Consider the following 26,924-nt stretch of genomic DNA (forward strand, 5'->3'; position numbering starts at 1 on the left):
ATGTCCCCAGCATTTTCCCCGGGGAAATCATTCCCAAACTCCCGCCTGGCCGGGTTTGGGGGTGAGGTGCTCTTGGTGTGCGCCCTCCTCCTCACCCAAGTCGATTGCTCGCCGGCGCAAAACAAGGGAACCATCGGCGCTGTCTTGGCCCAGTCCCCCGACGGCAGGATCACCCTGCGTGAGGTGCCCCCGGAGCTCGCCGCGGGCAAAGCCGGGCTGCAAGCTGGAGACGAGCTCCTGCTGATCGACGGCATCGACGTCCGCCAGCTGGATGCAAAGACGATCCACCGTCTGCTCAGCGGCGAAATCGATCAACCCATCGACCTCACCCTGCAGCGCGGAGACGCAGTGATCCGAGTGACGCTGAAGCGCAGCGCCGTGCCCCGCCAAGCGCCAGCTACGAGCGAGCCCGCTTCGGAGAACCCGCTGAGCAGCGCGGAATCAGCCCCCTGAGGATGCGGGCAGTCGCACTGGAGGCTTTCCAGCACTCGGGACAAGCGTGCTACGGTGCGAGCCGTGTCTCTGGGGTCGGAGGAGCTCTACGACTTGTTCCTGGCGTTGGCTCCGGCACGCCTAGAATCCGCACGTCAGGCGTTGAGCGCCGAGTCCGGCGATCGAGAGTCCCGCCTCCAGGCTGCGCTCGTGCCCTTCGCGGTCGATGCCGCACTGCTTGGCGTCGACGGCCTGCGGGAGTTAGCGCTCGCGACCGCGGCGTCAGGGCTCGATGCACCCGAGGGTGATCTCGAACGCGCCTTGGAAGTCCTCGAGTCCGCCGCGGAGGCCCTCGCCCACGGCGACGAGAGCGGCGCCCGGGTCAACGAATCGGAGCTCAAGGCGCGCGCCAAGACGTTGCGCTCGCACCTGCCCCAGACCTCAGACGCCGTCCCCGACGCGATCGCTGAAGAAGAAGGCGATGACAGCGTGTGGCGACCAACGCTGGATCCCGACATGATCGGCGCGTTCCTCGACGAGTGCAACGAGCGCCTCGAGGGCTTGTCGGAGCGCCTGCTCGAGCTTGAATCGCGCGGAAACGACCGTGAGCTGGTGAGCGAGCTGTTTCGCGATCTCCACACGCTCAAGGGCTCGAGCGCATTCGCCGGCCTCAAGAAGATGAACCGCGTGGCGCATCTCGCGGAAGACCTGATTGGCGAGCTGAGAGACGGCAAGCGGGAGATCACCCGCGGCTTGATCGACGTCTTGCTCGAGACCCTCGATGTACTGCGGATGATCGTCGACAAGGCGCGGGCGCGCGCGCCCATCGACGTGGAGGTGGGGACGCTACTTCAGCGGCTGAAGGACCCGGAGGTCGTGCCGTTCTCGGCACCCAAGGCCGCAGCAAGCGCCGCGAGTGGAGCTGCGGCGAACCTCCCCCCCAAACCCCAGGCGCCACGCGCATCCAGCCAGGCGTCCGCAACGCTACGCATCGATTTCGAGAAGGTCGATCGCCTGCTCAATCTGGTCGGGGAAGTCGTGCTGGCGCGCGGCCGGCTCACCGCCGCTGCGGACTCTCAGGGCACCCTCGCCCGCGAGCTCTCGAGCCTCAGGCAGAAGCTTTCCCGGATCAAAAACCTCCCGGAAACGCTGGAGCGCGGTTCGGGGAGAGGCAACGTGGCGGATGAGCTACAGCGCACGGAGCGCGTGCTACGCGAAACTCAAGGCGACCTGGACAGCAGCCTCAGCGTGCTTGGCCTGGCGGTGAGTCAGCTGCGCGATGACGTGATGAAGCTCCGCATGGTGCCGATCTCGCGGTTGTTCTCGAAGTACCAACGCACAGTGCGCGAGCTCTCCCACAAGCTCGGCAAGGAAGTCAGTGTGGAGCTGGTCGGCGCAGAGACGGAGCTCGACAAGGTCCTCGTCGAGCGACTGGAAGATCCGCTGCTGCACCTGGTACGCAACGCGGTAGACCACGGTGTAGAAGCGCCAGACGAACGCCTGAGGGCGAACAAGCCTCGCGCGGGACGCCTAGTGCTCGGGGCAACTCAGCGCGGCGGACAGATCCTGGTGACGATCCAAGACGACGGACGCGGCATGGATCCCCAGAAGCTGCGCCAGAAAGCTCAGGAGAAGGGGATCCTCAGCGCGAGCGAAGCGCGAGAGCTCTCCGACTCTGATAGCTTCCAGTTGATTTTCCGCGCTGGATTTTCCACCGCAGCTCAAGTCAGCGACGTATCGGGTCGCGGAGTTGGCATGGATGTCGTGCGGGACGCGATCTCGAAGCTGAAGGGCAGTATTCATTTGGACTCGGAGGCGGGGCGCGGCACCTTGCTCGAGCTGCGGCTCCCGCTCACCCTGGCGATCACGCAGATCCTCGCGGCGCGCGTTGGTGGCGAGCTCGTCGCCATCCCCCTGGAAGCGGTTGCGAGCGCACAAACCGTCACTGGTTCCGAGCTAGAGGCCGTGGGCAGCGGCACGTGTTTGCGTGTCGCGGACGAGCTGATCCCGGTCGTGGATCTGGCGCGCTTGCTGGGGCTCGGCTCGACGATGACGAGTCACCTGGGCGACGGCGCCGAGCACAGCGTGGTGATCATCGAGCTCGGCACGGAGCGATTCGGGCTCTTGGTTCAGCAGGTGCTCGGTCGGCACGAAGTGGTCATCAAGAGCCTTGGCCCGTTGCTCGCCGGCACGCCTTGCGCGGCGGGTGCGACGCTGGTCGGTGATCGGATTTTGTTGGTGGTGGACCTGGCGGAGGTAGCGACCCGCAGTCGGGACGGCGCTCACGCCCTTGGCAGCTCCGCCGTAGCGGCCAGCATGGCTCTCGGTGCTTTGGCCGAGTCGGGGGGGAGGGCCCATGGCCAGGCACGCGCGCGCGTGCTCGTCGCCGAGGACAGCGACACGATTCGCGAAGCCATCCGACGCGAGCTCACCCAAGCTGGCTTCGAGGTAGTCACCGCGAGCGACGGTGGGGAGGCCCTGGAGATCGCAGCGAAGGAGAGCTTCGACGCGATTTCCACGGATGTGATGATGCCCCGAATGGACGGCTACGAGCTAACGCGGCGACTGCGCGCGGACCCGCGTTACGCCGAAGTGCCGATCGTCATGGTGACCAGCAAAGACGCCCGCCTCGACACGCTCCGAGGCTTCGACGCGGGCGCGAGTGCGTACATCACCAAGCCTGCGGATGCAGCCGAACTCGTGCGCACCCTCGACAGCCTGCTGGGACCGAAAGGCTGAAAAGCAGGGCGCTTCAGCGTGCCTTCGACGAAGGCTTCGCAAGCCCGCGCGTGACTTGCGCGAATTATTGAGTATGAATCGCTCGGAGCTTGCGTGAGCCCTCGCTCCGGTTCACAAGCCGCCGACTCGCTGCTAGGGTCCCGCCCGTTACGCAGCGCCTGACACGAGTCGGGCTCTCAAGCTCAAGTCTCATCGACTCCACGATGAGCGGCTTCGGCACCGCACCGCCACGAACCCTGAGGCGAGAGCGGATTGGTCCGAAGTCGAGGTCCGACTCCAAGATTGAGGAACCCTAATGTCCAGTTACCTGTTTACCTCTGAATCCGTTTCCGAAGGTCATCCCGACAAGATCTGTGACGCCGTCAGCGACGGCGTGCTCGACGCAGCGCTCGCACAAGACCCGCGGAGCCGCGTCGCCTGCGAGACCTTCATCAAGACCGGGTTCGTGGTGATCGGTGGTGAGATCACCACGGAAGCGTTCATCAACTTCGCCGAGGTCGCGCGCAACACGATCAAGGAGATCGGCTACACCTCGAGCGAGATGGGTTTCGACTACGCCACGTGCGGCGTGCTGGTCGCCATCGAGCCGCAGTCGCCCGACATCTCCCAGGGGGTGAGCGAAGGCGAGGGCATGTTCACCGAGCAAGGCGCCGGTGACCAGGGCCTGATGTTCGGCTTCGCGTGCGACGAGACGCCTGAGCTGATGCCAGCGCCGATCATGTACTCCCACGCACTGACCAAGCGCCTGGCGGCCGTGCGCAAGAGCAACAAGGTCGACTTCCTGCGTCCGGACAGCAAGAGCCAGGTCACCGTCGAGTACGTCGACGGCAAGCCGAAGCGCATCGACGCCGTGGTTATTTCCACGCAGCATTCCGAGTCGGTTCAGTACGACACCCTGCGCGACGCGGTCATGGACTTGGTCGTCAAGAAGACGCTGCCCAAGAACATGTTGGACAGCCGCACCAAGTACTTCATCAACCCCACCGGTCGCTTCGTCATCGGCGGCCCCTGCGGCGACGCCGGCCTGACCGGTCGCAAGATCATCGTGGACACCTACGGTGGCGCTGGCCGTCACGGCGGCGGCGCGTTCAGCGGCAAGGACCCGTCCAAGGTGGACCGCTCCGCTTGCTACTACGCCCGCTACGTCGCGAAGAACATCGTCGCAGCAGGTCTCGCCACCCGCGCCGAGGTTCAGGTTGCCTACGCCATCGGCGTGGCTCAGCCCGTCAGCGTCCGCGTCGACACCTTCGGCACCGCGAAGATCCCCGAGGAGAAGATCGAAGCCTACGTTCGCGAGAACTTCGACATGACTCCTCGCGGAATCATCACCCAGCTCGACCTGCTGAAGCCGATCTACAGCGCGACGGCAGCCTACGGTCACTTCGGCCGCAAGGAGTTCAGCTGGGAGAAGACCAACCGCGCGAAGGAGCTGCGCGCGCTGCTCAGCGACAAGGGCGCGAAGGTCGCTGTGCCCGCAAAGAAGGCTGCAAAGGCCAACGGGGCAGCAGCCTCGAAGAAGGCCAACGGCGCCGCAAAGAAGGCAGCGCCCGCAAAGAACGGAGCCGCAAAGAACGGAGCCGCAAAGAAGGCAGCCCCCAAGACCACCAAGGCCACTCCGAAGGCCAAGCCCGCAAAGAAGGCGGGCCGTAAGGGCGCCCGCGCCTGATTCGAGCAACGCGAGGTCTTGCCTCGCGGAATCGAAGGCTCAAAAGGTCACGCTTCGGCGTGGCCTTTTCTGCGTCTAGGCCGCCCCTTGTGCGAACGGACAAGCGCGTGCGCCAACGTATCCGCTGGGTTTCGTCTCGCCCGCATCCCGCCAGGATCCAGGCGAGACCAACAATTTTAGGCTTGAAGGATCAGCCACTCGGTCGACGTGCGCCTTGACCGTCGGGGTCGGCGAAAAAATTCCCGTAACGACGTAGCTCGCTGTGTAACGAGTCGGTTCCGATCGCGCGGGTCAGGTCGTGGAGCTAGGTTTTCCACCCTCCCCCGCCCGTGCACGGCACGAGGCATTCCCCGAGGTATGGCATGCGATTCCCTGCTTTCTCTCTTGGTTTGGTCGTCCCTGTAGCGCTCACCCTCGCCGCTGGCTGCTCCGATGCTTCGGGTGGCTCCGGCGTCACCGGCGGTAGTGGAGCGAACGGTGGCTCCAGTAATGGGTCCGGCGCGAGCGGTGGCTCCGACAGCAGCGGCGGTTCCCTCGGGATCGGCAACAATGGTGGTGGCGGCAACGACAGCGGCGGCGGCGGCGGTGTGCTGCAGGGCGAGCCGCCCTGCAATCCCGCCGACGTCAACGCCGACGGCGACGGCGACGGCTGGACGACCGCGCAGGGCGACTGCAACGACTGCACCGCGGAAATGAACCCCGGCGCATACGACTACCCGGGAAATAACGTCGACGACGACTGCGATGGTACGAAGGACAACGAACCGCTGAACTGCGACTCGGGTCAGCTCGCGATCAACTCCACCTATCCGGGAGACGCGCTGACGGCGGTCGACCTGTGCCGCGCGCAGAACGGCGACTCTTGGGGTGTGGTCGCCGTCGAGTACCTGAAGGCCGATCAAAGCCCGGGCATGAACGAGCTAAGCCACGGCTTGCTTCCCAAGTTCGGCGCAGCGACGCCGCGAGCCGGAAACACCTTCCTGGCGCTGTCATCGGGCACCGCACGAGATAGCAATCAGCAAGGCTTTAGGAGCCCCGCGGGCGATCTGCTCGGCGTCGATATGGGGACAACCTCCGGCACCCCGGGAGGTTTCCCCGTGGCGTCGCCTTCCTGCCCGCAGGCTCCCAACCCGAGCCAGGTCGCGAATGATCCTGCCGCGCTGCGCCTGCGTATCCGAGTACCCACGAACGCGAACGCAATCCGCTTCGACTTCATGTTCTACACCTATGAGTTCCCGGCGTGGATCTGCTCGGAGTACAACGACTTCTTCGTTGCGCTGATGGATCCGGCTCCTGAGGGCGCGATCAGCGGCAACGTGAGCTTCGACAACCAGGGCAACCCCGTCAGCGTCAACAACGGCTACCTCGAGGTCTGCAAGGCGCAAACCGCCGGCGGAAAGAACTTCGATTGCCCCCAAGGCACGGGCCTGCTCCAGGGCACCGGCTACGAGCCGGGCGCATCGACGGGCTGGCTACAGACCATCGCTCCCGTCACACCTGGGACAGAAGTGACCTTGATGTTCGCCATCTGGGATGCGGGCGATCACGTCCTCAACTCGACGGCGATCATCGACAACATCACCTTCGACGTGACGGATTCCTCGGTGCCGGTCACCGAGCCCCCGCCGAAGTGAGCACGAAATAGGCAACGACTTCGAGCGTTGCTGATCATGGCCCGAGCCAAGCACTCGCTAGGCTCGGGCCGATGTGTTTCTGCGCCCGAAGCGTGCTGACGCTCCTCGGCGCGCTCTGCCTGAGCGTGCTGGTATTCACTCCAGCAGCACACGCTCATCCGAACGCGCTGAGCCGCGTCGACGTGTATCTCGGCTCAGACAGCACGCGCGTAGAGCTCGACCTAGACGGGACCAGCAGTGTCGACCTCATCGCGCGACAGCTCGGCTTGGCACCCCCGCCAGATCTAGCGGACCTGGCGTCCCACCAGGCGCGCCTGGTGCGCTACGCCGAATCACACCTCTCCCTGAAGGCGGATGGCCAGCGCTGCACACCCAAGGACGCAGGCAATCAACGCTTCAGTCGCGCAAAGAACCGCCTCTACTTGCGGCTCGGATATCACTGCCCCTGGGCCCCGAAGCAGGTCGTCCTCGAATCACGTCTGTTCACCGACGAAAGCACGCCCCATCAGATCCTGGGTGGAGTTCATCGAGCTGGACGTTATCAGCGGAGCTTGCTCGCCCCGCAGCAGCCCGTCGCCTTCACCACGGACAGCTTGCCGCTAGCAGAGTCTGCTCCTCACACTTTCCGCATGGCAACGCCTCCCGCGAGTGCTGGGGTCGCGTTAGCAAACGCGAGGGCAGCGCCGGCGGCTGACCCTGACGCGGTCAGCGTTCCTCCGCCGCCCAAGCAGCCGACGGGGCTGTCGTTCAGTGCTTTTCTTGGGGAAGGCTGGCGGCACATCCTGGGTGGCTACGATCACCTGCTATTCGTGTTCACTCTAGTACTGGGCGCCGTGAGCCTGCGCGAGCTCACCCGCTGGATCACCGCATTCACCCTCGCGCACAGCCTGAGCCTGGCGCTCTCTGCACTCGAGCTGGTGAAGGTCTCGCCGCGTCTGATTGAGCCGCTCATCGCACTCTCCATCGTCTGGGTGGGAGTGGAAACCGCGCGTGGTCGCCGCGGTCACCGCCGCGCGGGCATGGTATTCGCGTTTGGTCTGCTGCACGGATTGGGCTTCGGCGGCGCTTTGTTCGAGCTGGGGCTCAACCGAAACGACGTGGCAACACCGCTCCTCGGATTCAACCTTGGCGTCGAGCTCGGGCAACTCGTGGTCGTCCTCCCTTGCTTCGCCGTTCTGGCTTGGCAGCGCAAACATCACGCGAAGTGGAACCTCCCCCTGCGCACCTGGGCAGGCGCCGTCTCGAGCTTGGTAGCGAGCATCTGGTTCCTTGAGCGACTCGTGGCATGAGTCGTTTCCGTGTTGGCATCTCCCTTGCTCTAGCTTGGGCATGTCCCTGCGGTTCACGGGCCTCGAAATCGCGAAAAAGCTCGCAGTACTCGCTATAGCTGGCGGGTTTCTCCAGCTCGCGTCGCCCACCGACGCCATGGCAGCGGCGTCGTCTTCTAGCAACACCCGTGACCAGGCGGCGTCATCTGACACGCACAGCGCCTCCGGACCTAGCTTCAGCGCATGGCTCGGCGCAATAGGCGGAGGCACGATGGACGGCGGGGTGGGATTGCGTGCGGGGTACACGCTGGATCGCCGACTCACCCTTAGCCTCGGGGGTGAGTTCGCGAGCATCCCGCCGTATGGTACCGAGAGCGAGTGCTACTACGGCTATGACCACTACAAGTGTGAGCACAGTCGGGTAAGCGCTTTCGCCGGCGTCGGATACGTATTTGAGCCTCAGGGTTTTTCCCCATGGCTACAAGCGGACGCTGGCGTCGCGTGGCTGACCGGCGGCTCGTCTTGGGTCCCCGACGAAACCATCGCGCGCTTCCAAGCCACCCTTGGGGCGGGGGTTCGCTACGGCTTCGAGCGGGCGGGGCTAGGCCTGCAAGGCACCGCGGGCGCGCTAGGAGACGTCGCAGTCTTCGGCGCTCGCTTGGCCGTCGACGTGCGCTTCTGAAGGTTCTTTTTTTGGGGGGAGGCGCGGCGTCTGCACACTAGACCGCCGCAAGAAACGATCACGTCCGCGAACAGTTCTGGCCCACCCGGCAGGAACCCAGTCCGTACGCTCCGAAGCATGCGTGGACGGAAGCTCCGATACCTAGGCTTTGTTAGCGTTCTGCTGTGCTCTTGCGTCGTGGCGTGCGCCGCGAGCAACGACGCGTCACCGCAAGGAAACGGCGGCAGCGGCGCGAGCTCAGGCTCTGGCCCAGGCGGTGGCGCGAACGGTGGCACCAGTGGGGCGAGCGGGAGCGGCGGGAGCGGCGGCTCCGGAGGAAGCGTGGAGAACCCGCCAGTTGAGTGTAGCGGCAGCGAGACCGACGCTGGGGGCTTCACCTTCATCGAGCTGGCGAAGTGGAAAGACAACGCGAAGGCGGCGTATTCGATGATTCACGACGATGCTTGCGGTCCCGGATTGCGCGGCATCGATCAACTCGCGGTACCCGCGCTGAACGCTCGCGGCTTGAAGGCCGGCATCGCGCCCTTCGTTCAAGCCTGCGAAGAAGGCCAGCTCTGGGACCTAGTCAAGCAAATCGAAGCCGCTGGTCACGAGATCGTCAACCACTCGTACACCCATCCGGAGATCTCGGTCGCGAACGCGCCCACCGAGGTGGTAGGCGCCAAGGCTGAGTTCGAGAAGTACACACAGAACCCCGTCACGTTCTACATCTTCCCCTTTGACTATTTCACCCCGGAAACGATATCGGCAGTTGGCAACGCAGGACACATCGGCGCGCGCGCGGGCAACCGCGATGACAACGATGGCTTCGACAACCCACCGATCAACAGCGCCGATCCAGGAAAGGACCTGGAGGTGGAGTTCGATGTCTGGCCGCGCACCTACTCCAAGTATGCCCTCTTCAAGGCGGAGGACATCCTCTCCGTCCATGTGTGGAACGCCATCGAGCGCGGCGGCTGGGCGCTACGCGAGTTCCACAGTGTGTCTCAAGAGGACGCGCCACCGACGGACGGCTCACAAGGCTTCGGCCCCGTCCCGCTGAAGACCTATGAAGCCCACCTCGACTTCCTGGTCGATGCCTACCGAGCGGGTGAAGTGTGGACCGCGACCCCCTCAACGGTCGTGCGCTATCGACACGCCCGCAGCGCTTGCAAGGCGAGCCTCAGCGGCAACACTTTGACCTACGACGCAACGGCCAGCGACTGCCAGCAGTTCGCCACGCCCGTGAGCGCGATCGTCAAGACAGGCAACGACGTTGCGAGCCTGCAAGCGCTGCAAGGCGGAACTGCCATCGAAACCCGCAAGCTCGGCCCCGGTACGTTCAGCGTGACCGCCGACCCAACGCTTGGAGACGTCGAGCTCGCGGGATGTGCCGTGGACGGACCGACGGTCTCCAGCCAGAGCATCCCCACGAAGCCCGAGCCGGCAGCCAGTGTGTGCGACCTGCAGCAGGTCATCGGGAGTGGTTCCCCGGGGAACATGGACGACCTGGAAAGGGACTCGACGGAGTTCCAGGTGCTGCCGAACCCATCACAGGGCGACGGCCGGGACGGCACCTGGTCTTGGTACCCACAGAACGTCGATGTCCAGCTCTACGCTGACGGGACGAACCACGTCCTGCGCTATGCGGGGAGCAACTTGGGGGCGTGGACCGGGGTCACCCTCGCGTTTCTCGGAGGTAACGGTGCAGGCGCTTGCTACGACGGGAGCGCCTACCAGGGCCTGCGCTTCAAGATCAAAGGCAGCGTCAACACCAGCGATGAGCTGAATGGCAAAGCGATCGTCAGTCTGGTCACCGCCGAAACCCAAACTCGAGTCTATGGCGGTGATCTGAACGGCGAAGGCGGCCATTTCAACAAGCAGATCGCGGTGACCTCAGCTTGGCAGACCGTCGAAATCCGCTGGAGCGACTTTGACAAGCCGACGTGGGGCCCCACCACAGCCTTGAGCGCAGTCGCCGTGAAGAAGCTGCAAGCCATTGACTGGGGCATCAGCGACAAGGCAACCGCTTTCGAGCTGTTCATCGACGACGTCGAGCTGTTCTGAGCGGGCCCCGGCTGCCTCGAAGTCCGGGAACGGAGCCCGATGTTAGCGAGTCACCGCGGGTACTAGACCCGGGTGATTCGCTCCTCGTCGTGCCCGCCGTTGAGGATCGCTTGAATCTTCAACGCCCGCCCGACGGCCTCATATAGACCTCCGCGCGGAATCAACGCATTGGCGAATCGCAGTTGATCGTCCGCGCAATCGAGCTTCTCGAGGCCCGCTTCGGACATCGTCTTGGCCACCACGTCGAGGGCGGTCTTCTTGCCCAAGACCTGGGCTAGCTTCTGGGTGACGGTATCGCGTCCAATCATGTTCATGCGAAGTGGGCGACTCTTGCCTCGACACGGGCTGCGCCCTCGGGACTCATGTCCTTGAGAGCTCCCACGAACATGGGACTCGTCATGCCGTACCAAACGAACGTGCGCCGATAGCCTTGTAGCTGGCTTTGCACGATACGCTCGGTTTCTTCGCCACTAAAGCCGCTTTGATCAGCCGATTTTGCACGGCCAGTCGCTCGACCAAGACTGCGCACGTCCATCTCAGCCTGCTGAGCAAGCAAGCCGTCGAACGCGGTCAGGATGTCTAGGTAGTCATCGAAGGCTTGAGCTATCGCCTTGGGGTTCGCCAGCGCGACGAGCTTCGCTAGTTCGAGCGCGTCGATCTTCGCGTGCTGCGCTTCTTCGAGCCAGTGGTGCTTGAGGATGCTGGCGAAGAGTGGATCCATCTCCCGATTGTCCTTCACGCACTCGGTGTAGTGATGTTGTGTCATCAGCTCGATATGAAGCGTGATCATCATCACCGCGATCGGCGACTTGCTGAGGATGACTTGGGCGACCTCAGCGGCAGACTCAAGCACTTCCGCTGGCGACGGGAAGTCACGGTCAAATGCCGCGCGGTAACGCTCGAAGAGGCGTTGGTGCTTGACCTCTTCATCAGCAAAGCGCACCAGAGCCCGAATCGCGTCGCGGTCCCCGAACATCTCGGCCTGCGCGTGCTGGACGACGGTTACCAAGATGTACTCTTCCACGAACGCGAAGAGGTTCAGGTACGCGTTGCCTGAGATCTGGTTCAACATCAGCGCGTCCTGGCTGGAGAGAAACGTCAGGCTCGAGTTCGGCACCAGGGCGTCAGGTAAGAAGGGTCGCGAGAAGTCGATCCGCGTGTCGGCTGGCATCACGTCATCCACGCGCCAGGCGGAGCGTTCCGAGTTCTTCACGCAGGTCGCGTAGTCGTAGTTGAACTTGAGCATCTCTGTCTCGATCACGCGTCCCCCCCGAGTCGCAGCTGTCTCTTGAGTCTCGCCGGTCTATTGGTGGCGCACAACGCCTCGTCGAAGATTCACCCGCGGAAATTAGGTTGGCGAGCGTTGGAGCATCGAAAGTGCGCACATGTCTTCAGCTGTCCGCGGCTGCTACAGTCGCCCAATACAGCCCTGCTGCGCTGTCGCTCGCGGCCGTTCGACACCTGCGTCGAACGTCAGCCGACGACTCCGCACGCGTGCAAATCGCCTTCGATTTGCGGAAAACGCGCTCCTTTGGAGCTTAGAACAAACGCAGCGGAATCCCCCCGATTCGCTAGGGACACGGCATTGAATGCCGAGTCAACGGCTAGCGAAACCTAGCCTCCGCGGGTTGCGAATCCGCATGCGTTGGCGTTACCCAAGAGACATGGAAGGGATGGTCGCCGGACTGGCAAGCAAGTTGATAGATTGGTCAGCACGCATCGTCGGCGTGTTGATCGCGCTACTCATCGCGCTGCTGATTGCGCGCTGGTTGCAACGCGCGGTCGAGCGCGTGATGGAGAAACGTGGCGTAGACACGACGCTGCGTGGGTTCGTTGGCGCGCTGGTACGTTACACGGTACTCACAACAGCTATTGTCAGCTGCCTCGGTGTGTTCGGCATCCAAACCACGAGCATCGCTGCTGTCCTTGGTTCCGCGGGGCTCGCGCTCGGCCTGGCGTTTCAAGGTACGCTCAGCAACTTCGCCGCAGGGGTGATGTTGCTGATGTTCAGACCCTTCAAGGTAGACGACGTGATTCTAGTCAGCGGCACCACGGGCAAGGTGACGCGCATCGACTTGTTTACTACCGACCTCGTCACCGGCGACAACCGCAAGATCATCGTCCCGAACAAGAACGTCTTCGGGAACACCATCGAGAACCTAACGGCGCTTGATACCCGACGGGTGGACGTCGAGGTCGGAGTGGACTACGGCGGCGACATCGACGTCACGAGGGAGACGCTCGAGACAGCTGCACGCGAGGTGGCACTCGTGCTCGATGAGCCAGCTCCTCACGCCGTGCTGACCGGACTCGGCGCGTCGAGCGTGGACTGGTCGTTGCGCTGCTGGTGCAAGACGGCAGACTACTGGTCGGTGCGCGAGGCCTTGATCCGCGCGGCAAAGCAAGCGCTCGACGCGAAGCAACTCGGCATCCCCTTCCCCCAGGTCGACGTTCACCTGGACGAGCCCGCTCTCAATGCGCTGACAAAGAAGCAAACGCCGAGCTGAAACACCGGCCCCTGGGCCGGTTCAGCTCGGCTGCGATCTCACTCAGAGCGGAATCGAGGGCGCTCCAGAGGCACCTCCAGACGCCAAATCAGCGTTCTTACCGCGGTGAATTGGATGCGAAACATTCGCGAAACCTTCGCACGGGTACTCCCGGGGCACGGCGAAACTCATCGAGTCAGCCGACGCGCATAGTAGGCCGGTCCTTCGCTGAACCACACAGCTTGGCCGGTCGGATCCAAGGCAGTAGCACTCAGTTCGTCTCTCCCTGGAGGCGGTGCGGAGGGGCTGCTCTCGCCGGGAGAGTCAGATGAAAAAGGTCGAAGCGATCATCAAGCCGTTCAAGCTGGACGAAGTCAAAGACGCGCTCAGCGAAGTCGGCATCCAGGGTATGACCGTCACCGAAGTCAAAGGCTTCGGGCGCACTGGCGGCAAGAAGGAAGTCTACCGGGGCTCTGCTTACGTCGTGGACTTCGTTCCTAAGGTGAAGGTGGAGATTGTCATTCCCGACGCTCTCACTCACCAGGTCATCGACGCCATCGAAAAGGCAGCAAAGACCGGTCGCATTGGTGACGGCAAGATTTTCGTCAGCCCGATCGATGATGCCGTGCGCATTCGCACCGGCGAGCGCGGCGACGAAGCGATCTGACGCTCACTCTCAATCAACGGCTGCAACCGACAGCTGCAGCTGATAGCCGCACGGAAATTGGCCTCTAAAGGCCAAAACAATGCGCCAGGCGCGGCACCTCGCTCCGCCTGGCAAAACCACGTCATACGCGCGTCACACGACGCGCACAAAACCATTCCACGAGCGGGTTGGCGCCCCTTGACGCCACCTAACCACACCCGCAAAAGTGGCGCTCCCTCGAGCGCCACTACTCGAGCATAGGGTAAGGAGCACACTGCAAATGACACCGAAAGAAGCGATCGAGTTTGGCAAGAAGAACGGCGCCGTCATGGTGGACCTCAAGTTCATCGACTTGCCCGGCAAGTGGAACCACACCAGCATCCCGATGCACCAGCTCAACGAGGGCGTGTTCGAGGATGGCGCTGGCTTCGACGGCTCGTCGATCCGCGGCTTCCAGCCGATCAACCAGAGCGACATGCTGCTGCTCCCGGATCCCAAGACGGCGCTCATGGATCCCTTCACCAAGCACCCCACGCTTTCTCTGATCTGCGACATCCAGGACACGCTGACCCGTCAGAACTACAGCCGTGACCCGCGCCACGTCGCGAAGAAGGCGGTTGCCTACCTCAAGTCGACCGGCATCGCTGACACCGCTTTCTTTGGCCCTGAAGCTGAGTTCTTCATCTTCGACGACGTGCGCTACAGCACCGCGCCGAACAACACCTTCTACAAGGTGGACAGCGTCGAGGCTGCTTGGAACACCGGCCGTGACGAGGGGCCGAACCTTGGCCACAAGGTCACCTACAAGGGTGGTTACTTCCCGGTTTCCCCCAACGACACCCAGATGGATCTCCGCACGGAAATCTGTCTGACCCTCGCGGCGGTCGGCATCGATGTCGAGGTCAGCCACCACGAGGTCGCCACCGCCGGTCAGGGCGAGATCGACATGCGCTTCGACGACCTACTGACGATGGCCGACAAGCTCATGTGGTTCAAGCACGTGGTGAAGAACTGCGCCTACCGCGCGGGCAAGACGGCGACCTTCATGCCGAAGCCCATCACCGGTGACAACGGCAACGGCATGCACATCCACCAGAGCCTCTGGAAGGATGGCACCCCGCTGTTTGCTGGTGACGAATATGCCGGCCTCAGCGAGCTCGCCCTCTACTACGTCGGCGGCATCCTCAAGCATTCCCGCGCCCTCGCTGGCATCTCGAACGCCACTACCAACAGCTACAAGCGTTTGGTGCCCGGCTTCGAGGCTCCCGTGAACCTGGCGTACTCGAGCCGTAACCGCTCCGCGGCTATCCGCATCTCGACCTACTCCAGCTCGCCCAAGGCGCGCCGCATCGAGTGCCGTTACCCAGACCCCACGGCGAACCCCTACCTCACCTTCGCCGCGATGATGATGGCCGGCCTCGACGGCATCAAGAACAAGATCCATCCCGGCAATCCCCTCGACAAGGACCTGTACTCCCTGAGCCCCGAGGAGCTGAAGGAAGTGCCGAGCATGCCGTACGGCCTCGACCAAGCCCTCGACGCGCTCGAGGCGGACCACGAGTTCTTGCTCCAAGGCGACGTGTTCACCAAGGACCTGATCGAGATGTGGATCGGCTACAAGCGCGAGAACGAGCTCGACGTGATTCGCAAGGCGGTTCACCCCCTCGAGTACGCGATGTACTACGACATCTGATCGATCCGTTCGAACAGCGTACGAAGCCCTCGAGACTCAGGTCTCGAGGGCTTTTGCGCTTTAGGGACCGCATGCGCTAGCCCCAGCTTCCTCGCTAGTTTTTTTCTTTTTTTGGGGGGGGAGGCCAACATTTCCGCGCGACAACTCGATGCCTGCGGCGTTTCGACCTCAACCGAAGCGGCGCGCCGGCGGCGGGGGCAGCGTTCCGTCCACGAAAGTCCCCACCGGTTCGTCCCCGAAGCAGATCCCCAGATCACGTCCGGTGCGTAGCGTGTCGGAGTCCATGCTCACGGTGCGAATCTTGCCAGACACCTCTTCCAGGGGAGTCAACTCGATCTCTCCACGGCGGATGCTCACCATGCCGCTACGGTCCGTTTCCGCAAGGTACTTCGTCGCTGCCGTGCCCAAGCGCAAACTGAGGATGCGGTCTTGGGTCACCGGGCTGCCGCCGCGCTGCAGGTGACCGAGCACCAAGCTGCGGGTCTCTTTGCCAGTGCGCAGGCCAATTTGTTCAGCAACCTGTTCCGCGATGCCTCCGAGCTGCGCGTGTTCAGAGAACTCCCCTTTCGCCGCCTTGAAGCGCATCTCTCCCCCCCTGGGACGAGCCCCTTCGGCGACGACGACGATTGAGAAGTGACGCCCCCGCGCCTCCCGACGCATGATCTTCTCGCAGACCCGTTCGATGTCGAACTCGATCTCTGGGATCAAGATGACGTCAGCACTGCCAGCGAGCCCAGCGTAGAGCGCGATCCATCCCGCGTAGCGCCCCATGAGTTCGACCACCATCACTCGCTCATGGGCCTGAGCCGTCGAGTGCAGCTTGTCGAGGGCATCCGTCGCGGTGTTCACCGCCGTCTGAAAGCCGAAGGTGACGTCCGTCCCGGCGAGGTCATTGTCGATCGTCTTTGGCACCCCGATAACGCGGGGTAAGCCTTGGCCAAGCAAGCGATGCGCCAGGCGCAAGGAGCCGTCTCCGCCAATTGCGATCAGAGCATCGAAGCCGAGGTTGTTGAAACGCTCGACCAGCCTGTCTGAGACGTCCCTCGCCTCGAGCTTGCCATTGACCGACACTGGGTAGGAAAACGGGTCACCGCGATTCGTGCTGCCTAGGATGGTCCCGCCGAGGTGTGTGATGCCTCGCACCGATCGGCGATCGAGTCGCACCAGGCCGTCCGGGTCGTCCTCAATCAGGCCACGATAGCCGTGACGAATTCCCCACACCTCCCAACCTCTCCACAAGGCGCTGATCACGACGGCGCGGATGACAGCGTTGAGTCCAGGCGCGTCTCCCCCGCCGGTGTTGATGGCGATCTTCCGAATCATGGCCGTCGATGGTAGCGGAAGGGACGATGACGCGAGCCCCGTTGTGCCTGGGAACCTACCCGACACCGCTCGAGCGCGTGCTCGTCACCCAAGATGGTCGCGGCGAGCTTTGGCTCAAAGACGATAGCGTGACGAGCCCGGTGTACGGCGGCAACAAGGTACGCAAGCTCGAGCATTTGCTCGCGGAAGCGACGGCACGAGACGCGCGCCGATTACTGACCTTTGGTGCGGCGGGCAGTCACCACGTCTACGCAACGAGTCTGTTTGGGCTGCAGCAAGGCTTTGATGTCAGAGCGGTCTTGTTCCCTCAACCTTGGAGCGAGCATGCAGAGCAGATGCTGCGTGCGACGCTGGCTTCGGGCGCCGACTGCGTGGCAAGTCCGGCTGGCCCGACCGCGATCCCACGAGTGCTGCGCGCCTGGGGTCGCAAAACCTTCATGATCCCGCCTGGCGGTTCGTCTCAAGTGGGCTGTCGCGGCTACGTCACGGCCGCCGCGGAGTTGTGCACGCAGCTGCACACGCGAGAGCTCGGCCACTTCGATGAGCTCGTAGTTTCCAGCGGGTCGTGTGGCACCGCGGCCGGGCTGATCGTCGGTTTGGCGGGCGCTGGCGCGCCTACTCGGGTCATCGCGGCGCCGGTCGCTGAACCAGCCTGGGGGATGCGCCTACTCTTGCACGAGCTCGTGCGACGAAACGGCCTGAGGCACGGGGGAGCGTTCGGTGTGGATTCACGACACACCGGCCGCGGATACGGCTATCCAAGCCCCGGCGGACAAGGTTCGTTCACGTATTCGGAAAAAATTGGACTCACAACGGATCCGACCTACACCGCGAAGGCTTTTGCCACCGCTCTCAGTCGTTTGGACCGAGGTTGGCTCACGGATGGCTCAGGAACCCCCACGTTCTTGCGGGCAGATCCCCTACAGAACGCCCGTCGAGAGGACGAAACACACAGCAGATTTCGCGTGCTCTACTGGCATACTCTGGCGGCTCCGACTGGGGCCGCTCTACAACCCACGAACTTGTGGACCTCGCCACTGCCTACTGACTTCCAGCGCCTATTGGTTCGCGTCTAAGCTCTCTGGCCCCTAGGCAGACCAACCCGATCAAGCCTAGGTTCCAATTCCGGCTCGCTGACTCAAGCACACCGGGACAGCTCACCTGTTCATTCGCGCCGTGCGATTCCGCCCAGTTGGGCGAGCCACCCCTTCGATCCCTCGAATGCCGCCCCCGAATACGTCCAAGGTCCCAGCCGGAACGCTTCTGGAGGGCAAGTACCGCATCACGAAAGAGATCGGACGCGGCGGCATGGCAGCCGTCTACGAGGCCGAGCACGTCGAGATCGGCAAGCGCGTCGCCGTGAAGATCTTGGCGGCCGAGCTCGTGAACTCACGGGTCGTGCTGGGACGCTTCTTGCGTGAAGCGAGAGCCACCGCCGCCATCCGCAGCCCCTATATCTGCGACGTCTACGACAGCGGCGAGTGGAGCGATCGGCCGTTCTTGGTGATGGAGTTGCTCGAGGGCGAGAGCCTGTATGAGCTTCTCTCCCGCGAACGGCGCCTGAGCCTCGATCACGCCCTGCGCATTGCGAGTCAAACGGCGAAGGGCTTGATGAAGGCTCACGGCTCGGGAGTCGTGCACCGCGATCTCAAGCCTGAGAACATCTTCATGGCGCGCACCGAGGAAGGTGACACGGTCGCCAAGATCCTCGATTTCGGCCTCGCCAAGTTTTACGAGCCTGCGAATGAAGGCGGCGAGTCGACACGCCTGACCCGCGAAGGCGCGCTGTTCGGAACCCCGGCGTACATGGCGCCCGAGCAAGCCAAGGGCCAGGGTGAGGTCGACCACCGCTGCGACCTTTGGGCGCTCGGTTGCATCGTCTACGAGTGCCTAACGGGCAAGACCGTGTGGAACTCGGATCAGGGCGTCGCGATGATCCTCGCGCAAATCGCGGGAGCGCCCATCCCGCGCCCATCGCGCCTGCGCCCAGACCTTCCCCCGAACTTCGACGACTGGTTCCTCAAGGCACTGGATCGCGAGCCGGATCGCCGCTTCCAGTCAGCAAAAGAGTTCGCCGTCTCTTTGGAGCGCGCCCTCAAGCCTGCCCCAGGCGCCGCGAAGCGCGCCAGTCTGCACAGCGAAGAAGAGGGTCAGCTGATCGACAAGCTGGTCGAGCCGGCGTCTCCAGATTCGTGGAACGGCATCGCCGCGCAGCGCCAGTCGCCGGATGCGGAGCCAGGCCCCCAAAGCGCACCGAGTTCCAACGAGCCGCAGCTGCCGAGCATTGCAGCGCCGGACGCCCCCGCGGGCGGTTCAGGGCTGGGCAAGGCGATCGCGGTGCTGCTGTTGGTCGCCGCGATGGCGATCGGTGGCTACGCATTCTGGCTCTACGTCGTCCATCCGCCGGAGCCGAGTGGCCCTTCCCCCGCGGCGTCCAGCGTGGCGAGCGTGGAGACCCCGCCGGCTCCGCTGCCAAGCTCCTCGGAGCCGCTCGAGACCGCGCCCTACGCGTTGCAGATCGCGAGCGCGCAGAAGCTCCTGAGCGAGAACAAGCAGACCGAGGCGCTGTCGATGTTTCGCGAGGCGTTCAACGCGGGCGGTACACGCGTCGCGCGTGGCTTGCTCAACCAGGCAGGCACGGCGCTGCGCCCAGACAAAGGCTACTGCCACCTCACCGGTCTGAGTCGCCCTCGTCCTTTCGACAACACCAGCAAGCCGTCACGCACCACGGTGGCTGTAAGCGACGCCGGTCCGCTCTTCGTGTGGGTGGACAACCACGAGGACTCTCGCAAGCGCCAAGCCTACGGGGTACTCCTGGATCAAGCGCTACGCCGTGTAAGCCCCGCCCGCGGCTTGACCCCCGAAGCTGAAGGTGCGAGCCACCCTCAGCTCATTCCCGCAGGGAACCGCATCGCGCTGCTGTACTGGGATGGGCAGGGCAGCGCGCCGGGTGTCTACGTACGCCTCGTCGAGCGCGATGGTCGCATCGCGGGTCCAGCGCGCCGCATCAGTACGCGAACTCGCAACGACTACTCCCCAGCGCTGGCCCGGGCTGAAGACGGCACCTTCTGGGCGGTGTGGCAGGAGAACGACAAGGGCGACTTGTTCACCCGGCACCTCGACGGTGAGCTCAAGCCGCTGGGCGACGCCGTACGCCTCACGGCGTTCGGCTCCGAGGACACCACCGAGGCAAGGCACCCTGCGCTCGACGTAGCCCATGGACGCCTGAACATCGCCTTCGAACTCGTCAAGGGCCAGAGCACCCTGATCATGGCCCTGACCATCGCGCTCGAGGATCCCGATCTCGCCAAGGGCATCTCTGACGAAGCTCCCAAGCAAGACGGCAAGAAAGCGCAGGGCGACGACAAGGAAAAGGGCAGCAAGGACCGGCACCTCGGCACCTTGCACCAGGTGAGCGCTGACGAAGGCAAGCACGCGCAGCCCCAGATCGCCTGCACCAAGATTGGTTGCTTCGTGGTGTGGGATGACGAAAAGGCGGGTGCCCTCGCCGCGTTCTACGATAAGTCCTCGACCGAACCGATGTGGCGCAGGGAGCTAGCTTCCCTGGGGAATCGCCCGTCAATCGCAACCAACGGGAACGAAGCTGCGGTGGCGTGGTTCGAGGTCAAGAACAAGCGTGTGATGTTCGCGCGCATCGGACGCGACGGAATCGAGGAGCCGAGCTTGGTCGGCAAGATGAACGCGTTCCAGCCCTACCCGGACATCATCGCGACGCCCAAGGAATGGTTCGTCTCTTGGCGTGACTTTGAAGCGGGTCGTCTTGAGGGCTATCTCGTCCGCGTGGTGTGCGGGGAGCACAACAAGTGACCACGCCACATATGCTCACCATTCCGGCTCGCTCCACGGTGCGGAGCAGCCCGGTGGAGAGCAACCGAATCATCCTTTCTCCCATCGATCCCGCCGATGGACCCGAGCTCTGGACGGCGGTAGACAACTCGCGCTGGCACCTCGAGCGCTGGCTGCCCTGGGTGCCCTTCAACAACTCACCTGAGGCCTCGCAACGCTACGCCGAGGCCTGCGCCCAGGACTGGGATGCTGGCCGCGCGGTACGCCTGGCAATCCGCAACAAGAAGGACCGTGAACTACTTGGAGTCGTTGGGCTCGACTCGGTGGTCCACCTGCATCGCTCCTGCGAGCTTGGGTACTGGCTCAAGCGCGAAGCGTGCGGCAAGGGCCTGATGACGGAAGCAGCCAAGGCGTGTGTCGGGTTCGCCTTCGACACCCTGGCTGCGCATCGCATCCGGTGCGCGGCAGCGACCGAGAACTACGGCAGCCTGCGAGTGATCATGCGACTGGGTTTCCGCTTCGAAGGGGTGGCACGCCAGGCCGAGTACGTCGGTGGGCGCTGGGTGGACCACGCCGTGTTCTCCCAGCTAGCGATCGACCGCACTGCGGAAGAAGCGAAGTAGCTAGCGCACGGAAATCCAGCGCAGCGTTCCGTGCCGCACGAACACGCCGGTGACCTGCCCCAGCACGGCGTCTCGCTCGACGTAGCCAAACGCACGCCCGTCGTGGGAGTTGCCGCGATTGTCACCCATCACGAGGAGCTTTCCGGGAGGAACCTGTTCGGGACCGAAGTCGGGGCCACCTCCGAAGCTCAAATCCAGAGCATGCGCTTGGCCGCTCAGAACCTCGACGGCGGAATCAGCCGCGTGGGAGCGCTCGGTCGACTTTCCATCGAGCCAAAGCGCGCCATCCTTCACTTGCACGCGATCTCCCGGCAACGCCACCACTCGCTTGAGCAAGACTCGTGAGTCCTCCGGGGACTCAAGCACGATCACGTCGCCGCGCAGAGGCAAGCCCTGGGTCAAGTGCAGGGTCGTGAAGGGCACGCGCACTCCATAGGCTCGCTTGTCTACCAAGACGTGGTCGCCAACCTGAACGGTGGGCAGCATCGACTCCGAAGGAACCTGATAGTGGTCCGCCAACGAGGAGCGGCTCACGAGGACCACGGCGGCGAACGCAAACAGCCCGACCCACTCCTTCAAAAAGCGGCCGAGTCCGCGCTGCCAGGGTCGCTTGCTTTCCATCGAAGACATGTTGCCGCTCCCAATCCGAGGCTGCAGCCAGCACCCTCAGGGCCTCAACACGCGTGTTGCGGCGGATATTCTCGGAAGTTGTGATACCCAAGAACGCGCATGTCTAGGGAGGAGACGCGGAGGATTTTCCCGCGCTGGCTCATCGCGCTGGCGGTGATCGGCGGCGTGCTGTGGCTGTTCCTGCACTTGAAGTCCGTGCTGACGCCGGTCTTCTTCGCGGCGGGGATCGCCTACATGCTGGATCCCGTCGTGGACCGCCTCGAGGCGCGGAAAATCCCTCGAGCGCTCGCCATCGTGATCTTGCTGGCAGGTGTGTTGGTGTTCCTGGCGCTGGTGGGCTTGCTGGTGGTCCCTGGCGTGGTGCGGGAAGTTGGCGCGTTCGTAGGTGACCTGCCAGCCCAGCTCAACGCACTGTTAGTCCGCCTCGAACCCTGGCTCCGCGCCCAAGGGGTCGAGCCACCGCACTCGGTGAAAGAGGCGCTCGATCAGTTCGGAGTCGACGCGAAAGACGTCGCGGGCAAGGCCGCGGCACCCGCTGGTGCTGTACTCGCGGTGGTCCTCGGTGGCACGGCGAGCGTGCTCGGCGCCTTGGGCAACCTCCTGATCATTCCGGTCTTCGCCTTCTACCTGCTTCACGACTGGGACGTGATGGTGGCCAAGATCCGACAGTTGATTCCGTGGAGAATCAGGCCTCACGTCGTGGATATCGCGGGGGAGGTCGACGAAATCCTCGGGCAGTTCCTGCGTGGGCAGCTGCTCGTGATGCTGATGCTAGCCGTGCTCTACGCAGTGGCCTACTCACTGATTGGAGTACGTCTCGCGATCCCGATCGGCATTGTAGCGGGGCTGCTGGCTTTCATCCCCTACGTCGGCGGCGCCGTGGCGCTTGGTCTGGCGCTGCTCATGACACTGCTCGCCGGGCAAGGCTGGACCCAGGTGGGGCTGGTGGTCGGCGCGTATGCCGTGATTCAGGTGCTGGAAGGCTTCGTCATCACGCCTCGCATCATGGAAGACAAGCTCGGCCTGGGTGCGGTCTGGGTGCTTCTGGCGTTGATGGTATTCGGCGAGCTGTTCGGCTTCATGGGCGTGCTCTTGGCGGTTCCCGCCGCCGCGGTGACCAAGGTCTTCGCCCTACGCGCCGTCGCCTACTACAAGAAGAGCGCGCTGTTCCTGGATGGGGGTCCAGATCCTGACGTTGCTTCGCGAAGATCCGTGCTCGTTGGGATCCTCAAGGAAACAGGAGTGGAGGATTCCCCGGAGACCGCCGCCGCCAAGCACGCGGCAGAGACGGCCGACGAAGCGTCGGCAGCAGACGCCGGCGACGTAGCAGCAGGGCCGGGCAGTGTGGGGTCATCCCCGGACGCCGTCGTCCGAGAAGTTGCGGAGGCCCCGCAGCGGACCTCACCCCCTGAGGAAACGGCTGAGGACGACGCCGAGACGGCAGACGCGGAGCCTGACGGCGCGGAAGCGGACGCTGTTGAGCGCGATGCTGACACGGAACGAGAGCCTGATTAGGCCAGTGACGGTGTAACCTAGCGCCGCGAGCACAAGGCGAGCCGAGACGAACGCGATTTGTGCTCCGAGCAGCTGGGGCCAATTTGTTGCGAGAGCCTCGCTGCGCAATGCTCAAGTGACGTTCGATGGTGCAGCGCACAGACGATCTGGAGAGTGGAGCTCCGAGCGACCCCGTCGCGAGCACCCCAGCGGCGCGCTCACTGATGCGTTCGAGCTATCCACCGCCGTCATCACGGCCTGTGGGCTCAACGCCCTTCAACTCGAGGCCCCGCGCGTCGGAGCCGCCACCGTCCCATGGGGTGCGTCGTCGACGCCTTAGTCGCATCCCATTTCTGCCGTTCGTTCCAGCGGCGGTCCTGGTGTTGAGCGCGATCGTCGCGGTGTCCATCGTGCTGCTCGGCGTGAGCGCGCTGAAGAGCCAGAGCGACGAAGCTGCGTCTCTGCGCGCTCGCATCCTTAGTCAGACGCTGGCGGCGCGGCTGCGCGCCACATCTAGCGAGGACCGCCAACACGTGATCGAACGCGCCGCGAGTCGTTCGGGTGCCGAGCTCCTGCTGGTCACTCAAGACGGCGTGGTGCGAGTGGACGGCAGCTTGGGCGCCCCGAGCTCGACGCAGTTGGTGGAGCTCTTGATCGAAAACGAGGGTGAGACCCATACCCAGATGGGCCGGGTGCGCTTCTCGGCAACGCCGCTCGGTCCGCCGCTTGGGCACCTGACGCTACTGACCTTCGTGCGCGCGCCAGAGACGCCCTATGCCGCAGGCTCGTTGATTAGCTCAGTTGCTTTCCTCACGGTATTGCTCGTCGGCATCGCGATCGCCGTGGGGTTCGGTCTGGCCCGCGACGTCGTTCAAGACGTCGAGTTCACTGGCAAGCGAGTCGCTGAAATGGCGATGTTCGGCGCAGAGCCAAGCGGTAGGCTGATCCCGGTACGTAGCGCAGACCAAGTGGGCCTACTGACGAGCGCCTTCAATGTACTGGTGGATCGCTTCGCCGCCGCTGAGCACGCCTACCGCCAGGACTTGGCCACCGCCCAAGCCCATGACCGCGATCGCAGCGCATTCCTCGCGGCGCTGAGCCATGAGCTTCGGACACCGCTCAACGCGGTGCTCGGTTTCGCCGACGTGCTGCTGGCAGAGGTCGACGGCCCGCTCTCGGAAGAGGCCCGGGAAAACTTGGAGATTGTGCGCAAGAGCGGCGATCACCTGCGCGCGCTGATCGACGACATCCTCGACCTGTCAGGGCTCGAGTCAGGCGAATTTCAGCTCTCGCGCGGAAACGTTGACCTCTACGGTGTGGCTGCCCAGGTGGTGCGCGAGGCGCGGGCCACGCTCGGCGGCAAACGCATCGAGCTGCGCCTGCTCGGACGAACAAGCATCGTCTGGGCGGACGAGCGAAGGATACGGCAAATCATCGGCAACCTCGTGGGCAACGCGGTGAAGTTCACGCGCGAGGGCTTCGTAGAAGTCAGCGTCGTGAACCACGGACCGCGCTCTCACGTGTCCGTCAAAGACACGGGCCCGGGCATCGCGCCGGAGATGCAGAGCGCGATCTTCGAGGAGTTTCAGCAAGCGGGAGATCTCCACGCGCGGCGCGCCGGCAGCGGTCTCGGCCTGGCCATCACGCGGCGACTGGTCGCGATGCACGGAGGTGAGATCGAACTCGAGAGTCGCCTGGGCGAAGGCTCACTCTTCACGGTGAAACTCCCCGCGTCCGCCGATGTTGCGCCGCGCTCCGCACCCCTGCACGAGGTCCCGGAGTGAACCCCGCGGCGAGCAAGCTGATCCAGCGCGTGCTGGGTTGGCAGCTGGTTTTCAGCATCTTCACCACGCTGCTCCTGGCGTTCGGTGGCCCGGCGCTGCTGCTCTTGGGTCGCGCCGTGAACTCACCAGCGAGTCGGGGCATCGCAGCGTTTGGGCTGCTTGGAAGCGTGCTGGCGTTGACCACCAGCTGGCTCAGTCTACGTCGTCACCGCTTCTTGCTTCGCGCGCTCGCCCTCGGCTCACGCTCAGTTGAGGCCAGTGAGCTCTCATCACTCTCCGGGGAACCATGGCGCGCCACCCTACGCTGGACCGTGCCAAACCTCCTGGCCTATTCCGCGCTGATCACGCCGCTACGCCCGGCGTTGCTCGACCAGACGACGGGCGTGAGCCTATACCTGCTCTGCAGCGTTATCGTCGCCGCATCGTCCCTACCTCTAATGGTCTTGATCCGCGCGGCAACTGCTCGCGCGATCCAGCTCGCCCCACCGGAGGCGATGGCGGAGGTCGTCGAGGAGGCGTTTCAAGTCGCTCCGAATCAACGCCCCGTACCGAGGCGCCTGATCACCGCCGTCGCGATGCCCGTGCTATTCGTCGCGCTCGGGTCCGCCCTGATCGCCGGCAGTCACTTGAGGCGCTCCGATGAGCTCGACCGCGAAGAGACGGCTCGCGCAATGGCCCGCGCGGCGCTCGAAGCAGGACCAGGTTTCGTGCCCGACGCGGGGGTTCACGATGCCGTGACAGAGGCCCGGCGCTCGGGCTTCGCCCCCCGCCTGCTCGGCAACGAAAGCGGTTACCGTGTGGATCATTTCGACAACGGTATCGTGCAACTCACGGTGCCCCTCGACGAAGGGAGCGCGGCGATTCAGTTCAGCGGCTCCACCGTGCCCGTGGTGTCCATCGCAGCAATTCTGATCACGTTGCTGGTCGTGGGCGCGGCGGCGTTCGCTGGCGGCTTGCTCGGGCGCGAGTTACTCAGGGACTTGCAGCTCGCGACCGGGAGCTTACGCACGCTGAGCACTGAATCGTTGCTGCGCGGAGCCGCCCCTCAACTGGGCCCCGTTCGCTTCGCACCAGTGGGCGCGTTGACAGACTCCGTGGAGCAGCTGACCGAGCGCTTCCGAGAGTTTGCTCGCGCTCAAGAGCGCGCGATCGATGCCCGAGAGGCGGCGGCCCGCATGCGAGGTTTGTTCTTCGCCAGCGTGAGCCACGATCTGAAGAGCCCCTTGAACGCGATCCTCGGATTCACCGAGCTCGTCCGCTTGGAGCCACTGACCGAAGGCCAGCAGGAGAGCCTCGAGCTAATCGACCGCCGCGGTCGTGAGCTGCTCGCGCTGATCGAGACCATCCTCGACGCAGCCCGAGTCGAGGCGCGTCAGCTGTCTCTGGTCGTCGACGAGGTCGAGCTCGGCGAACTACTGGAGGCCGCCGTCGCCAAAGCCCACGACCTGGGGGGAGACTCCCCAGCGCGCATCGAACTCGACGTCGACGACCCCCAAGCCCACCTCAGCGTCGACTTGGTACGCGCTGCCCGCGCCCTCGCCACATTGATTGGCCATGCGTTGCGCACCGCGGATCGCGACTCGAACGTCTTCGTCGTCGCGCGGCGCGAGGCGCGCAGAGTACATCTCGACATCAGCGTGCCGCGGACCGACACCAGCGCGACTCAGCTCGAGGGCTTGCTCGATCCGTCACAGACCGTCGGTAGCCGCCAGCACCGCGGCCTGGCTTTGGGCCTCAGCTTGGTGCGCTCGGTGATCCAGCTACACGGCGGAACCGTGCGCGCGCTCGCAGCGCTGCCCACGGGTTCCCGCATCGAAACGCTTCCACGTTTCCGTGTTTCGATGCCTGTAACCGACGCTCCAGTCAGTGATCTCCCAAGCGAGCCGCGACTGATCTCTGCCCTGCCGAAGGGCTAACCGATCGGTTCGGGATCGGGGGTGAGGAACGCTGTTCGAGAAACCCGAGCGCTGA

At 64.1% G+C, this 26,924-nt stretch carries 20 protein-coding genes; 16 read left to right on the forward strand and 4 right to left on the reverse strand.

Annotated elements, in window-relative coordinates:
• From H6718_04285 to H6718_04315, 7 genes are all read left to right on the forward strand, one after another.
• The gene (locus tag H6718_04285; GenBank protein ID MCB9584587.1) at nt 1–453 is read left to right on the forward strand and encodes a PDZ domain-containing protein; all 453 of its coding nucleotides are present in this window, start codon (nt 1–3) and stop codon (nt 451–453) included.
• Nucleotides 454–516: 63 nt separating this feature from the next.
• A complete protein-coding gene (locus tag H6718_04290) occupies nt 517–3,171 on the forward strand; it encodes a response regulator (protein MCB9584588.1) in 2,655 nt (884 codons plus the stop codon).
• A gap of 295 nt (nt 3,172–3,466) precedes the next feature.
• On the forward strand, nt 3,467–4,837 hold the full coding sequence (locus H6718_04295) for a methionine adenosyltransferase (protein MCB9584589.1): 1,371 nt from the start codon (nt 3,467–3,469) through the stop codon (nt 4,835–4,837).
• Nucleotides 4,838–5,199: 362 nt separating this feature from the next.
• Complete coding sequence (locus H6718_04300) at nt 5,200–6,471, forward strand: putative metal-binding motif-containing protein (GenBank protein ID MCB9584590.1); 1,272 nt, start codon at nt 5,200–5,202, stop codon at nt 6,469–6,471.
• A 71-nt stretch (nt 6,472–6,542) separates the two neighbouring features.
• Nucleotides 6,543–7,760 carry a HupE/UreJ family protein gene (locus H6718_04305; GenBank protein ID MCB9584591.1) on the forward strand — a complete coding sequence of 406 codons (1,218 nt, stop codon included), beginning with the start codon at nt 6,543–6,545 and terminating at the stop codon, nt 7,758–7,760.
• Between the two features lie 40 nt (nt 7,761–7,800).
• Nucleotides 7,801–8,421, forward strand: coding sequence for a hypothetical protein (locus H6718_04310; protein ID MCB9584592.1), 621 nt, complete (start codon nt 7,801–7,803; stop codon nt 8,419–8,421).
• A 117-nt stretch (nt 8,422–8,538) separates the two neighbouring features.
• Nucleotides 8,539–10,467: a polysaccharide deacetylase family protein gene (locus H6718_04315; protein MCB9584593.1), complete on the forward strand. Its 1,929-nt coding sequence runs from the start codon at nt 8,539–8,541 to the stop codon at nt 10,465–10,467.
• Nucleotides 10,468–10,529: 62 nt separating this feature from the next.
• Here the strand turns inward: H6718_04315 and H6718_04320 are convergent, their stop codons facing one another.
• Entirely contained in the window at nt 10,530–10,775 is a 246-nt protein-coding gene (locus H6718_04320) for a hypothetical protein (GenBank protein ID MCB9584594.1), read from the reverse strand.
• 2 nt (nt 10,776–10,777) lie between these two features.
• Nucleotides 10,778–11,728, reverse strand: a complete 951-nt coding sequence (locus H6718_04325) for a diiron oxygenase (protein ID MCB9584595.1) — start codon at nt 11,726–11,728, stop codon at nt 10,778–10,780.
• A 379-nt stretch (nt 11,729–12,107) separates the two neighbouring features.
• Between H6718_04325 and H6718_04330 the strand changes: the two genes are divergently transcribed.
• From H6718_04330 to glnA, 3 genes are all read left to right on the forward strand, one after another.
• On the forward strand, nt 12,108–12,974 hold the full coding sequence (locus tag H6718_04330) for a mechanosensitive ion channel family protein (protein MCB9584596.1): 867 nt from the start codon (nt 12,108–12,110) through the stop codon (nt 12,972–12,974).
• Nucleotides 12,975–13,281: 307 nt separating this feature from the next.
• On the forward strand, nt 13,282–13,620 hold the full coding sequence (locus H6718_04335) for a P-II family nitrogen regulator (protein MCB9584597.1): 339 nt from the start codon (nt 13,282–13,284) through the stop codon (nt 13,618–13,620).
• A 259-nt stretch (nt 13,621–13,879) separates the two neighbouring features.
• Nucleotides 13,880–15,292 carry a type I glutamate--ammonia ligase gene (gene glnA / locus H6718_04340; protein MCB9584598.1) on the forward strand — a complete coding sequence of 471 codons (1,413 nt, stop codon included), beginning with the start codon at nt 13,880–13,882 and terminating at the stop codon, nt 15,290–15,292.
• Nucleotides 15,293–15,460: 168 nt separating this feature from the next.
• Here glnA and H6718_04345 read toward each other — a convergent pair whose 3' ends face one another.
• The gene (locus tag H6718_04345) at nt 15,461–16,615 is read right to left on the reverse strand and encodes an ATP-dependent 6-phosphofructokinase (GenBank protein ID MCB9584599.1); all 1,155 of its coding nucleotides are present in this window, start codon (nt 16,613–16,615) and stop codon (nt 15,461–15,463) included.
• A 26-nt stretch (nt 16,616–16,641) separates the two neighbouring features.
• Between H6718_04345 and H6718_04350 the strand changes: the two genes are divergently transcribed.
• The 3 genes from H6718_04350 (at nt 16,642) to H6718_04360 (ending at nt 21,045) form a co-directional block, all read left to right on the forward strand.
• Nucleotides 16,642–17,691: a pyridoxal-phosphate dependent enzyme gene (locus H6718_04350; protein MCB9584600.1), complete on the forward strand. Its 1,050-nt coding sequence runs from the start codon at nt 16,642–16,644 to the stop codon at nt 17,689–17,691.
• 145 nt (nt 17,692–17,836) lie between these two features.
• Nucleotides 17,837–20,443: a protein kinase gene (locus H6718_04355; protein MCB9584601.1), complete on the forward strand. Its 2,607-nt coding sequence runs from the start codon at nt 17,837–17,839 to the stop codon at nt 20,441–20,443.
• A gap of 11 nt (nt 20,444–20,454) precedes the next feature.
• A complete protein-coding gene (locus H6718_04360) occupies nt 20,455–21,045 on the forward strand; it encodes a GNAT family N-acetyltransferase (protein MCB9584602.1) in 591 nt (196 codons plus the stop codon).
• On the opposite strand, the gene lepB is transcribed toward H6718_04360, so the two are convergent.
• The gene (gene lepB, locus H6718_04365) at nt 21,046–21,675 is read right to left on the reverse strand and encodes a signal peptidase I (GenBank protein ID MCB9584603.1); all 630 of its coding nucleotides are present in this window, start codon (nt 21,673–21,675) and stop codon (nt 21,046–21,048) included.
• A gap of 99 nt (nt 21,676–21,774) precedes the next feature.
• Between lepB and H6718_04370 the strand changes: the two genes are divergently transcribed.
• The 3 genes from H6718_04370 to H6718_04380 all read left to right on the forward strand — a co-directional run bounded on the left by H6718_04370 (nt 21,775) and on the right by H6718_04380 (nt 26,869).
• On the forward strand, nt 21,775–23,190 hold the full coding sequence (locus tag H6718_04370; GenBank protein MCB9584604.1) for an AI-2E family transporter: 1,416 nt from the start codon (nt 21,775–21,777) through the stop codon (nt 23,188–23,190).
• Between the two features lie 299 nt (nt 23,191–23,489).
• Complete coding sequence (locus tag H6718_04375; GenBank protein MCB9584605.1) at nt 23,490–24,953, forward strand: HAMP domain-containing histidine kinase; 1,464 nt, start codon at nt 23,490–23,492, stop codon at nt 24,951–24,953.
• Nucleotides 24,950–26,869, forward strand: coding sequence for a HAMP domain-containing histidine kinase (locus H6718_04380; GenBank protein ID MCB9584606.1), 1,920 nt, complete (start codon nt 24,950–24,952; stop codon nt 26,867–26,869). Before H6718_04375 ends, H6718_04380 begins: the two co-directional genes overlap by 4 nt.
• Nucleotides 26,870–26,924 lie beyond the last annotated feature (55 nt).

The sequence above is a fragment of the Polyangiaceae bacterium genome (assembly GCA_020633205.1).
Taxonomy (GTDB): domain Bacteria; phylum Myxococcota_A; class Polyangia; order Polyangiales; family Polyangiaceae; genus JAHBVY01.

Bases quoted from the DNA above. Each gene is read 5' to 3' on its own strand.
- H6718_04300 (MCB9584590.1), top strand. From the start codon at position 5,200: ATGCGATTCCCTGCTTTCTCTCTTGGTTTGGTCGTCCCTGTAGCGCTC.
- H6718_04345 (MCB9584599.1), bottom strand. From the start codon at position 16,615: ATGATTCGGAAGATCGCCATCAACACCGGCGGGGGAGACGCGCCTGGA.
- glnA (MCB9584598.1), top strand. From the start codon at position 13,880: ATGACACCGAAAGAAGCGATCGAGTTTGGCAAGAAGAACGGCGCCGTC.
- H6718_04335 (MCB9584597.1), top strand. From the start codon at position 13,282: ATGAAAAAGGTCGAAGCGATCATCAAGCCGTTCAAGCTGGACGAAGTC.
- H6718_04330 (MCB9584596.1), top strand. From the start codon at position 12,108: ATGCGTTGGCGTTACCCAAGAGACATGGAAGGGATGGTCGCCGGACTG.
- H6718_04285 (MCB9584587.1), top strand. From the start codon at position 1: ATGTCCCCAGCATTTTCCCCGGGGAAATCATTCCCAAACTCCCGCCTG.
- H6718_04305 (MCB9584591.1), top strand. From the start codon at position 6,543: ATGTGTTTCTGCGCCCGAAGCGTGCTGACGCTCCTCGGCGCGCTCTGC.
- H6718_04315 (MCB9584593.1), top strand. From the start codon at position 8,539: ATGCGTGGACGGAAGCTCCGATACCTAGGCTTTGTTAGCGTTCTGCTG.
- H6718_04295 (MCB9584589.1), top strand. From the start codon at position 3,467: ATGTCCAGTTACCTGTTTACCTCTGAATCCGTTTCCGAAGGTCATCCC.
- H6718_04350 (MCB9584600.1), top strand. From the start codon at position 16,642: ATGACGCGAGCCCCGTTGTGCCTGGGAACCTACCCGACACCGCTCGAG.
- H6718_04310 (MCB9584592.1), top strand. From the start codon at position 7,801: ATGTCCCTGCGGTTCACGGGCCTCGAAATCGCGAAAAAGCTCGCAGTA.
- H6718_04370 (MCB9584604.1), top strand. From the start codon at position 21,775: ATGTCTAGGGAGGAGACGCGGAGGATTTTCCCGCGCTGGCTCATCGCG.
- H6718_04320 (MCB9584594.1), bottom strand. From the start codon at position 10,775: ATGATTGGACGCGATACCGTCACCCAGAAGCTAGCCCAGGTCTTGGGC.
- H6718_04360 (MCB9584602.1), top strand. From the start codon at position 20,455: ATGCTCACCATTCCGGCTCGCTCCACGGTGCGGAGCAGCCCGGTGGAG.
- lepB (MCB9584603.1), bottom strand. From the start codon at position 21,675: ATGTCTTCGATGGAAAGCAAGCGACCCTGGCAGCGCGGACTCGGCCGC.
- H6718_04355 (MCB9584601.1), top strand. From the start codon at position 17,837: ATGCCGCCCCCGAATACGTCCAAGGTCCCAGCCGGAACGCTTCTGGAG.